Origin of the sequence: uncultured Anaerotruncus sp. (genome assembly GCF_902490045.1) — a bacterium.
GTDB lineage: Bacteria > Bacillota > Clostridia > Oscillospirales > Ruminococcaceae > Anaerotruncus.
Genome location: NZ_CABUCJ010000083.1, coordinates 1 through 10,727 on the forward strand (window position 1 = coordinate 1; position 10,727 = coordinate 10,727).

Sequence of the window (10,727 nt, forward strand, 5' to 3'; positions counted from 1 at the left end):
CCCCGCCGTAGAGGTCGATTCGCCCGATGTCCCCCGCAAAGAGGGTGTCCCCCGTGAAGAGCAGATCGCCGCATTTGTAGCTGACCCCGCCCGCCGTGTGTCCGGGGGTGTCCAGCACCTCGAAGCGCATCGGCCCCGCCGTGACCGCGTCCCCCTCCCCGAGCAGCAGGTCGGGGGTGAGCAGGTAGTCCTCGTCGGTCATGCCGCGCATGATCGCGAGGCTTTTGCGGCGGTCGGCGAGCATTTCGAGATCCCGCCGCCCGATCGCCAGCTTGCAGCCGAACGCCTCCCGCAGCGCCCGCACCGCGCCGATGTGGTCGTAGTGCCCGTGGGTCAGCAGGATGTATGCGGGGCGCAGGCCCTTTTCCCTTAGGAACGCCTCGAGCTTTTCCGCCTGGAAGCCCGGGTCGATGATCACGCTCGCCTCCCCGTCCGCGACGATATAGCAGTTGGTGCCCATCGTGCCGACCGGCATCGTGTATACTTTCATCTTTTCACCTCTGGCAAAAGCTTCCGCGCCGGGTCGGGCGCGGGTTATTTCTTCATGATTTCGTCCGTGTCGAGCAGGATGGTCACCGGCCCGTCGTTCTCGATCGAGACGCGCATGTCCGCGCCGAACGCCCCCGTCTCGACAGGGGAGACGCCCGCGTCCTTCGCCGCCGCGACAAACCGCAGGTAGAGGGCGTTGGCCTCCTCCGGCGCGGCCGCGCCCGTAAAGGAGGGCCGCCGCCCCCGCCGCGCGTCGGCGCAGAGGGTGAAGTTGGAGACGACGAGCATCCCGCCGCCCACCTCCAGCAGAGACCTGTTCATCTTACCGTTTTCGTCCTCGAAGATCCGCAGGCCGGCGGCCTTTTCGGCGAGGAAGTCCGCCTCGTCCACCCCGTCGCCCGCCACGACGCCGAGCAGAACCGCGAGCCCCTGCCCGATCTCCCCGAGCACCTGCCCTCCGGACGTGACCTCCGCGGAAGAAACCCGCTGCAATACCGCTTTCATGGCGATCCCCCTACCAGTTTATTCCGGGCGGCTACTGCACAGACCTTGTGACGCTCGTCACGCCCGGGATCTTTCTGAGATTTCCGATGATGAAGTTGAGCTGGTCGATGTCGCTGACCGTGAAGGTCACCGTCACGATGTTCTCCCCCGTCTTGACCTCGCGGGCCATGAGGGTGCTGATCGAGATGCGCATCGTGGAGAGCGCCACCGAGATGTCCGCCAGCGCGCCGATGCGGTCGTCGGTGACGATCTCGATCGTGCTCTTGAAGTGCTCCTTCTTGGCGCTCTCCATCGCCCATTCGGCCCGCACCCAGCGTTCGGCATTGTTCGGGTCGTTGATGGAATTTATGACATTCGTACAGTCCTTTTTGTGGATCGACACGCCGAAGCCCCGCGTCACGAAGCCGATGATCTCGTCCCCCGGCAGCGGGTTGCAGCAGCGCGCGAACTTGACCAGGCAGCTGTCCAGCCCCTCGACGATCACGCCGCTCGACGCGCCCTTGACGCGGTGCGGCTTGATCGGCACCCGCTCGGTCGGGTCCTCCGGCTCGGCGGTGCGGTACATCCTGATGTAGTCCTCTTTGACGCGCGGCATGATCTTGGAGAGCAGCACGCCCCCATAGCCGACCGCCGCCAAAAAGTCGTCCACCACCTCGAAGTGCTGGCGCTTGGCGATCGCGAGCAAAAATTCCTTCGCCTTGCCCTCGGGCAGGGTGATCATGTTGCGGCGGAACTCCCGTTCCAGCTCGGCGCGGCCCTGCTCGATGTTCTCCTCGCGGCGCTCCTTCTTGTACCAGTTGCGGATCTTGTTGCGCGCCTCGGTCGTCTTGACGATCTTGAGCCAGTCGCGGCTCGGCGCGTGGTCCTTCGCGTTGGTCGTGACGACCTCGATGATCTGGCCGGTGCGCACCGGCGTGTCGAGCGCGACCATCCGCCCGTCGATCTTCGCGCCCACCATCCGGTTGCCCACCTCGGTGTGGATGGCGTAGGCGAAGTCGATGACCGTCGAGCCCACCGGAAGGGCGATGACGTCCCCCTTGGGCGTGAAGACGTAGACCTCCTCGGGCGAGAGGTCGCTCTTGATCGAGCGGACGATGTCCTCGACGTCGTCCGCCTCCTTCTGGTTTTCGATGAGTTGGCGGATCCACGCGAGGCGCTCCTCGAGCTTGTCGCGCCCGGTGATGCCCGCCTTGTATTTCCAGTGGGCCGCGATGCCGTATTCCGCCGTGTGGTGCATATCCCAGGTGCGGATCTGCACCTCGAAGGGGATGCCCTCCTTGTCGATGACCGTCGTGTGCAGCGACTGGTACATGTTCGGCTTGGGGGTGGAGATGTAGTCCTTGAAGCGGTTGGGCAGCGGCCGGAAGAGGTCGTGGATGATGCCGAGGATGTTGTAGCACTCGTTGACCGAGTCGACGATGATGCGCACGGCGTAGATGTCGAAAATCTCCTCGAACGCGCGGCCCTGGATATAGACCTTGCGGTAGATGCCGTAGACGCTCTTGACCCGCCCGTCGATGTAGACCTCGCTGTATTCCGCCGCGAGCCGCTCGCGGATCTTCGCCTTGATCTTTTCGAGGAAGCTCTGGCGGTCGGCCTTTTTGAGCTCGAGCATCTTTTCGATCTCGTGGTAGGCCACCGGGTCGAGGTAGCGGAGGGAGATGTCCTCGAGCTCCTCCTTGACCGCGCGGATGCCAAGCCTGTGCGCCAGCGGCGCATAGACCTCCATCGTCTCGAGCGCCTTGTCGCGGCGCTTCTGCTCGGGCATGACCTCGATCGTGCGCATGTTGTGCAGCCGGTCGGCCAGCTTGATGATGATGACGCGCACGTCCTGCGCCATGGCGAGCAGCATCTTGCGCACATTCTCCGCCTGCTGCTCCTCGCGGGAGGTGAAGCTGATCTTGCCCAGCTTGGTCACGCCCTCCACGAGCAGCGCCACGCCCGCGCCGAACCGCTTCTGGACCTGCTCGGCCGTGATGTCGGTGTCCTCCACCACGTCGTGCAGCAGCGCGGCCTCGACGCATTCGCTGTCCATGCCGAGGTCGACCAGGATGATCGAGACGGCGATCGGGTGGGAGATATACGGCTCCCCCGACACGCGGCACTGGCCCTTGTGGGCCTCCCTCGCCACCTCGTAGGCCGCAAGGATCTGATCGCGGTCGTAGGGACGGCCGCTCTTTTCGATCGCCTGCAGCAGATCGTCAATTACATAGTATTTCATTCGCATCCTCCATCACGGGCGGCTGCCCGCAACCAGGTCGCCGGTTCATGCGCCAGCCGGCAGGCTTCAGGATTGCAGACCCTGCAATATTTTTGACTGGGAGATATCCACCTTCTGCGGGTTGGGCACCACCGCCACACGCCGGCCGCCCGGCTCGCGGGTGACGAGGTGCATCTCGTCGAGCACGTCGATCGCGAGCTTGAGCTTGCACAGGCAGGAGATGTTTCCCCGCAGCTTCGCGTAGATCACCTCGTCGGGCGCCGAAAGGTTGCCCTTCGAGCGCAGATAGCGGTAGACCACCGCGATGTCGTCCCGGCTGGGCACCACCTGCGCCCTCGCCGGCTCCTCCACCGGCTCGCTGCGGCGCAGCCTCTGGTAGACCTGCTCCGAGTGGTGGATTTTATCGTAATCGACCCCCGTCAGGTGGATGTCCTTCACCTTGACCGAGACGCGCAGCTCGCCGTTCCACTCCCCCACGTCGACCGTCGCGGCCAGGTCGACCACCTCGCCGGCCGCGTAGGGGAAGTTTTCCTGCGTCATGCCGAAATAGACCGCGTAAAAGACCGTGTCATCCCCCGCGAACCGCAGGCGCAGGTGCTTGCCCTCCCCGATCGGGTAGACCCCCTGGAGGGTGCAGCCGGGAATCCGGAAGACGGGCAGCTCGTTGCCCGAGCCGAACGGCTCGAGCAGCGCGAGCGGCTGGATCGCGTGGACGCTGAGCTGGCGCGGCGAGAGGTCGCAGTCGATGTTGATCGTCTGCTGGGGCATCTCGGGATAGTGCTCCGCGGCCCAGCGGTTGATCTGTTCGATGAAGGCGGGCAGCTTCTCCATCGGCACCGTCAGGCCGGCGGCCTGGTTGTGCCCGCCGTAGCGCACGAGCAGCCCGGAGCAGGCGTCGATCGCGTCGATGATCGAGAAGCCCTCGACGCTGCGGCCCGAGCCGCGCGCGTTCTCCCCCTCGACCGACAGCACGATGCAGGGCTTTCCGAACCGCTCGACCATGCGGGAGGCGACGATGCCCACGATGCCGTGGTGCCAGCCCTCGCCGTAGATGACGATCACCCGGCGGCCGAGCGCCTCGGCATCCGATTCGAGCTTCTGCATGATCTGGCGGACGATCTGGTCCTCGATCGCGCGGCGCTTCTCGTTGAGGGAGTTGATCCCCCCGGCCAGTTCCTCCGGCTCGTCGCCGCCCCCGACGAAAAGCTCGATCGCGTTGTCGACGCAGTCGAACCGGCCCGCCGAATTGATGCGCGGCACGATGCCGTAGGCGATGTTCTCGCAGGAGAGCTGCTTATCCGCCATGCCGCACACCCGGATGAGCGCGGCCAGGCCCTCGTTGTCGGTGTTCTGGAGGCTCTCCAGCCCCCGCCGCACGATCGTGCGGTTTTCGCCGGTGAGCGGCACGATGTCCGCCACCGTCGCCACGGCGACGAGGTCGCCGTACTGGTCGAGCATCAGCTCGCCGTCGTCCCCCTCGAGCGCGCAGATGAGCTTGAAGGCCACCCCCACCCCCGCGAGGTATTCGCACCCGCTCTCGTCGTCGAGGCGGTGGGGGTCGACGACCGCGGCGGCAGCGGGCAGCACCTCGCGCGGCTTGTGGTGGTCGGTGATCACCACGTCGAGCCCGAGCGAGGCGGCGTACTCCACCTCCCCGATCGCCGTGATGCCGTTGTCCACCGTGACGACGAGGCGCACCCCGTCGTCGCGGATGAGCTTCAGCGCCTCCCGGTTGAGGCCGTAGCCCTCCCGGTCGCGCTGGGGGATGTAATAGCAGACGTCCGCGCCCGCGGACTCGAGATAGCTGTAGAGCACGACCGTCGACATGATGCCGTCACAGTCGTAGTCGCCGTAGACGGCGATCCGCTCCCCCTCGGAAAGCGCCCGCCGGATGCGCGCCACGGCCTTATCCATGTCGCGGATTGCCAGCGGGTCGGTCAGCGTCCCGTCCGAAGACAGGAACCGCTCGATCTTGTCCCGGGTGTCATACCCTCTGCCGGCCAGCACCCGCACGGCAATCAGCGGCAGGCCCAGCTCGCTTGCGAGCCGCTTGGCCGCCGCCTCGTCGGGGCGCCGGACGTTCCAGCGTTTTATCGGCACGTAGATTCCTCCGTTTTCCGCAGATACCTCCCGCCGCCCCCGTAAAATGCCCCGGGGAACCGGACGCGGAAGCCCAAAGGCCCGCGCGGCGGGAAAACCGTTAAAGCCAACGATGCTTGCCATAAAGCCAACGGTGTTTATTGTACCACTTTTTTGCCAAAAACACAATATACGGCATACGGCCTGAAAGTCCCCCGTTGCAGGAAAGTATTGATATCAGGTCTGGCCGGCCGGCCTTCGCCGAAACGGCAAAAGAACCCCTGCGCTTTTTGGCGCAGGGGTTCTTTGGTTTGTTTTTGTATCGTCCCTTGGTTACTTGATTCCCTGCTGACTTAGCCAAATTTTCATCATCAGCTTTTGTGGTGTGATTTTAGACAATAAATGTGTAAACTTCACGTATAGCCCATATACAGATATGTCTTTCCCTTTCCCTGCATCGAGCAGAGCTTTTTGGGCCACTACATCGGGCATGACCATCCCTGAAAAATTGTGCGTGCCTTTTTGGGCTCCAATCAGGCCGCGGTCAAATAACCCCGTCTTCATCCAGCCGGGACACACAGCAGTTGCGCCGATCCCTTTTTCCTTCAATTCAACGTTGAGCGCCCTTGTGTAGTTTCGGACGAACGCCTTTGTCGAGCTGTAAATATTCTGGTAGGGCAACGGAAAAAATGACGCTTGAGATGCAATATTGATGATATGGCTTCCGTGTTCCATATGAGGGATACAGACCAATCCAAGTGCTACGACTGCGCCGATGTTCAGGTCGATCATGTTCAGCGACTCTTCGACGCTTATATCGTCATAAGAGCAAAACTTTGCAAAACCCGCATTATTTACCAGGTACTTTACAGTTGCACCGCTCTTCCCCAACTCTTCCGCAATATGCTTTACATTCTCACGGTCAGTCAAATCCATTGAAAGGATCCGTATTTTCGCTCCCAATTCCAGCGCGCTTTGCTTCAGTTTTTCCTGATTACGGGCAACTGCCCAAATTTCGTCTATTTCTGGATCTGCCGCCAACAACTTAACAAATTCTTTCCCTAAGCCCCCGTTGGCTCCAGTCACGACTGCAATGTGCTTTCTCAATTGTACCAGTCCTCCATATACGTTTATAAGTTTAATCTTTTGATCGCATAACCTAAAAATTTAACGCCTTATTCAGGCGCTGAATTCATGTCCATTTCCAACGATTTAAGAAGGCTTCTGAGCAGATGTATCGCCCTGTCCATACTAAGGCTGTATATCCGCTCTTTCCCATTCTTAACGACTTTAATGAGGCCGCAGTCCAGCAATAGCTTCAAATGATGAGAAACCGCGGGCCTGGACAGCGCAAGGTGATTCGTCAACTCAGAGACCGTCATGCTATGGCTGTCAAACAGCAGCATGAGGATGCGCTGTCGGTTTTCGTCTTGTAACATCGTGAATACAGGAATACATTTGGATAAAACCGTCAGGGTCTCTTTACTCATATTATTCCCCCCTTACGCGTTTAAACCTTTAAACATATTGTATCTTAAATATGCCCTCCTGTCAATACGCAGGAACAAACGATCGTGTTCCCGGGGCCTGAAAGCGGTCTCTTCGGCGGGCCCTGCCCAAAGGCGCGGACGCCGCCTCCAAATGAAAACCGGCAGGGCGCGCCGCGCCCTGCCGGTAAAAACGGTTCTGTTTATTCCGCGGAATCCTCGGGGATTTCGCCCTGCGCGCCGTCCGGGCCGGCCTCGTAGACCATCGGGGACTCGTCCTCGACGGGGGCCTGCTCCTCAGCGGGCGCCTTGTCGGCGAGCAGCGCGCGGATCGAGAGGCTGACGCGCTTCTTCTCGGTGTCGAGCTCGGTGATCTTCACCTCGACCTCCTGGCCGATCGAGAGCACGTCGGAGGGCTTGTTGATCCGCTCGTTGGAAATCTGGCTGATGTGGATGAGGCCGTCCACGCCCGGGATGATCTGGGCGAACGCGCCGAACGGGGTCATCGAGACGACCTTGACGGTGCAGACAGTGCCCACCGTGTAGTCACGCTGCATGATGACCCACGGGTTGTCCTCCGCCTTCTTGTAGCCGAGGGAAATCTTCTTGTTCTCCGCGTCGATGTCCTTGATGTAGACCTCGACCGTGTCGCCCACGCTGACGATCTCGGAGGGGTGCTTGATGCGGTTCCAGCTCAGCTCGGAGATGTGCACCATGCCGTCCACGCCGCCCAGATTGACGAACGCGCCGTAGCTGGTGAGGGATTTGACGACGCCGGTGTAATGCTTGCCGACCTCGACCTCCTGCCAGAACTTCTCCTCGAGCTCGCGGCGCTGCTCGCGCAGGACCGCGCGGATCGAACCGACCGCGCGTTTACGCTGGCGGTTGACTTCCAGAATCTTGAACTGGACCTTCTTCTTGAGCAGGTCCTCCAGGCTGTCGTTGCGGGAAAGGGTGGCCTGGGAGGCGGGGATGAAGACCTTGACGCCGTTGGTCAGCGCCAGCACGCCGCCCTTGATGACCTCCACGACGGTGCCCTCGAGGATCTCCTCGGTGTCGACCGCGTTCATGACCTTCTCGAAACCGGCGATTGCATCGAGGCGCTTCTTGGAGAGCATCACGGTGCCCTCGACGTCGTTGACGCGCACGACCAGCAGGTCCATCTGGTCGCCAACCTTGACGAGCTCCTCAGGCTTCGCGTTGGGGTCGTCGGTCAGCTCGGACAGCGGGACGTAGCCCGCGTGCTTGGTGCCGATGTCGACGGAAATCTCGTTCGGCGCGATTCCCGTAACGGTCGCTGTTACCTTCTCCCTGTTATCTATTGTTTTGAAGGATTCGTTCAACATCTCTTCAAAAGAAAGCTCGTCCTGATCTTTAAGAATCTCACTCATGGTTTTATGTACCTCCTTAATTATGCAAGCCGGCGTCGACGCGCCCGCTGTAACGCCAATCCTAGTATAACCGTCCAGATCGAGATCATGCAGCTCCGCCGCCGACTCGACCAGAAAGGTGTCGCAATACGCTCCGCAGAGCTGCGCCAGCTTGGCGGTGTTGGAGCTTTTCCGGCCGCCGATCACGATCATCGCATCGCTTCCGGCCGCCAGCTCCAGCGCCTCAGACTGTCGTTTTTCAGTAGCAATACATATTGTATCAAATATTCGGAGCTTTGTACACACTTTTTTAAGTTTTTCTACACATTTTTCCCATTCCGGCACCGAAAAAGTCGTCTGCGCAAGCAGGGTGACCGGCTCATTTCCACGATTATACAAAATCGGAAGGATTTTGTCCAGCTCTTCCGCCGAACGGAAAATGTGCGTCTCCCCTTTGCAGAAGCCCGCGATCCCCTCCACCTCCGGGTGGGAGGGGTCGCCCGCGATGAGCATGACGCTCTCCCCCGAGTGCTCCTCCGCCAGCCGGTGGAGCTTCTCGACATAGGGGCAGGTCGCGTCGACCACCCGCACGCCCGACGCCGCCAGCTCTCCGTAGACCTTCGGCGGGACCCCGTGCGACCGGATGATCACCGTCCGGCCGTCGGCGTTCTCCGCGGGGGTTTCGATCACCCGCACCCCCGCGTGCACAAGCTCCTCCACGATCTGGGGATTGTGGATGAGCTCCCCGAGCGTACAGGCGGGCGTCCCCGAACGCGCCTCCGCGAAGGCGGCGTCCACCGCCCGCTGGACCCCAAAGCAGAATCCCGCCGTCTTTGCAACCGTAATCCGCTTCAAATCCCGTCCTCCAGCAGCCCGACGATCTCGTCCATCACAAGGCGGCTGGCCGCCTTGAGCTCGTGAGGCACGGCCTCCCCGCTGAACTGGAACCGCCCGTTTTCAATCGGCCTGCCGTAGCGGACGGTCACCCGCGACCGGAAGCCGATCCGCTCCCCGAAGCAGACGGCGCAGGGCACCACGTCCGCCCCCGTCTGCTGCGCGATCATCGCAACCCCCGACTTGGGGCGGCCGGGCGTCCCCGTTTTGGAGCGGGTGCCCTCGGGGAACATCCCCAGCACGCCGCCCCCCGTGATGATGCGGTCCGCCCGGTCGATCGCGCCGGTGTCCCCCTTGCCGCGCTCGATCGGGAAGGCCCCCAGCGCGGTGATGATCTTTGCGAAGAGCGCGTTCTTCTGGAAGAGCTCCGCCTTGGCCATATAGCAGACCCTGTGGCGCTTGAGCGGGATTCCTGCCAGCACCGGATCCCAGTTGGAGCGGTGGTTGGCCGCGAGGATGAATCCCCCGCCGTCGGGAATGTTTTCGAGGCCGACCACCCGGAACCGGAAGGCCAGCCGCAGAAAAACCGCGCAGAGCGCCCTGATAACCTTATAAAACATCTCGCAGCCTCTCCTTCACCAGCTTGGTGAGCGCCTGGACCGACTGTTCGAGGGTGTTGCCCGTCGTGTCGACCAGCAGGGCGTCGTCCGCCTGCCTGAGCTGCGCGATCGCCCGGTGCGAGTCGTTGTAGTCGCGCTGCCTGACCTCCTCGAGCAGCGCGCCGTAGTCGACCTCGTGCCCTCTGGCCTTCAGCTCGTCGTACCGGCGGCGCGCCCGCTCCTCGGGCGACGCCGTCAGGAAGATCTTCACCTGCGCGTGGGGCAGCACGAGCGTGCCGATGTCGCGGCCGTCCATGACCACGTCGTGCTCGACCGCCATATTCTGCTGGAGCGCGAAGAGGAACTGCCGCACCGCCGGGATGGCGCTCACGTTGCTCGCTGCCATCGAAACCTCCGGGCGGCGGATCTCCTCCGACACGTCGTAGCCGTTGAGAAACACCCGCTGCTCCCCGCTCTTATACCGCAGCTCCACCTTAATGCCGCCGAGCAGCCGTTCGACCCCCGCCGCGTCGTCGGTCGCCACCCCGTTGGCGGTGGCGTAGAGGCCGATCGCGCGGTAGAGCGCGCCCGTGTCCACATAGATGTAGCCGAGCTCCTTTGCGATCGCGCGGGCGATCGTGCTCTTGCCCGCGCCCGCCGGTCCGTCTATCGCTATCGAAATCATCCGTTTCTCTCCTTTTATCCGTTCCGATTGACGCCCTTCGCGGCCAGACGGGCCGTCGACCAGGCGATCTGGAGGTTGTAGCCCCCCGTCAGCGCGTCCACGTCGATCACTTCCCCCGCGAAATAGAGCCCCTTCACGAGCTTGGACTCCATCGTGCGCGGGTCGATCTCCCTGACCGCCACGCCGCCCGCCGTGATCACTCCCGCCTCGACGGGCAGCAGCCCCGCCGGGGTGACCGGCAGCGCCTTCAGGAGCGCGGCGAACGCCCGCCGTTCCTCCCGCGTGACCGCGTTCACCTTGCGGCCGGGCGGGATGCCGCTCAGGCGCACCGCGACCGGGATGAGCTTTTTGGGCAGGAGCTGGTCGAGGGCGTTTGCAAAGTCGCGGTTTTTGGCCGCGGAAAAATCCCGCAGCAGCCGCGCGTCGAGACGGCCCGGATCAAGCCCCGGCTTCAAATCG

The 10,727-nt window shown here is 62.5% G+C and carries 10 protein-coding genes; all 10 read right to left on the bottom strand.

Annotated features, from left to right (window positions below; genetic code table 11):
* Positions 1–490, bottom strand: a 490-nt coding sequence (locus tag RDM88_RS09100; protein WP_308754536.1) for an MBL fold metallo-hydrolase, incomplete at its 3' end; no start/stop codon positions are given.
* A 44-nt stretch (positions 491–534) separates the two neighbouring features.
* Entirely contained in the window at positions 535–993 is a 459-nt protein-coding gene (dtd, locus tag RDM88_RS09105) for a D-aminoacyl-tRNA deacylase (RefSeq protein WP_308754537.1), read from the bottom strand.
* 31 nt (positions 994–1,024) lie between these two features.
* Entirely contained in the window at positions 1,025–3,214 is a 2,190-nt protein-coding gene (locus tag RDM88_RS09110) for a bifunctional (p)ppGpp synthetase/guanosine-3',5'-bis(diphosphate) 3'-pyrophosphohydrolase (protein ID WP_308754538.1), read from the bottom strand.
* Between the two features lie 66 nt (positions 3,215–3,280).
* Entirely contained in the window at positions 3,281–5,314 is a 2,034-nt protein-coding gene (gene recJ / locus RDM88_RS09115) for a single-stranded-DNA-specific exonuclease RecJ (RefSeq protein ID WP_308754539.1), read from the bottom strand.
* Positions 5,315–5,626: 312 nt separating this feature from the next.
* Positions 5,627–6,400, bottom strand: coding sequence for an SDR family NAD(P)-dependent oxidoreductase (locus tag RDM88_RS09120; protein WP_374045441.1), 774 nt, complete (start codon positions 6,398–6,400; stop codon positions 5,627–5,629).
* Positions 6,401–6,468: 68 nt separating this feature from the next.
* A complete protein-coding gene (locus RDM88_RS09125; protein ID WP_308754540.1) occupies positions 6,469–6,783 on the bottom strand; it encodes a metalloregulator ArsR/SmtB family transcription factor in 315 nt (104 codons plus the stop codon).
* Positions 6,784–6,983: 200 nt separating this feature from the next.
* Complete coding sequence (locus RDM88_RS09130) at positions 6,984–9,005, bottom strand: bifunctional 4-hydroxy-3-methylbut-2-enyl diphosphate reductase/30S ribosomal protein S1 (RefSeq protein ID WP_308754541.1); 2,022 nt, start codon at positions 9,003–9,005, stop codon at positions 6,984–6,986.
* Positions 9,002–9,604, bottom strand: a complete 603-nt coding sequence (locus RDM88_RS09135; protein WP_308754542.1) for a lysophospholipid acyltransferase family protein — start codon at positions 9,602–9,604, stop codon at positions 9,002–9,004. Before RDM88_RS09135 ends, RDM88_RS09130 begins: the two co-directional genes overlap by 4 nt.
* Positions 9,594–10,268, bottom strand: coding sequence for a (d)CMP kinase (gene cmk, locus RDM88_RS09140; RefSeq protein WP_308754543.1), 675 nt, complete (start codon positions 10,266–10,268; stop codon positions 9,594–9,596). Before cmk ends, RDM88_RS09135 begins: the two co-directional genes overlap by 11 nt.
* Positions 10,269–10,282: 14 nt before the next feature.
* On the bottom strand, positions 10,283–10,727 hold a 445-nt coding region (locus tag RDM88_RS09145; RefSeq protein ID WP_308754544.1), incomplete at its 5' end, for an NAD(P)/FAD-dependent oxidoreductase.

Coding starts and splice junctions, on each gene's coding strand:
- cmk (WP_308754543.1), bottom strand. CDS start 10,268: ATGATTTCGATAGCGATAGACGGACCGGCGGGCGCGGGCAAGAGCACG.
- RDM88_RS09135 (WP_308754542.1), bottom strand. CDS start 9,604: ATGTTTTATAAGGTTATCAGGGCGCTCTGCGCGGTTTTTCTGCGGCTG.
- RDM88_RS09125 (WP_308754540.1), bottom strand. CDS start 6,783: ATGAGTAAAGAGACCCTGACGGTTTTATCCAAATGTATTCCTGTATTC.
- RDM88_RS09110 (WP_308754538.1), bottom strand. CDS start 3,214: ATGAAATACTATGTAATTGACGATCTGCTGCAGGCGATCGAAAAGAGC.
- dtd (WP_308754537.1), bottom strand. CDS start 993: ATGAAAGCGGTATTGCAGCGGGTTTCTTCCGCGGAGGTCACGTCCGGA.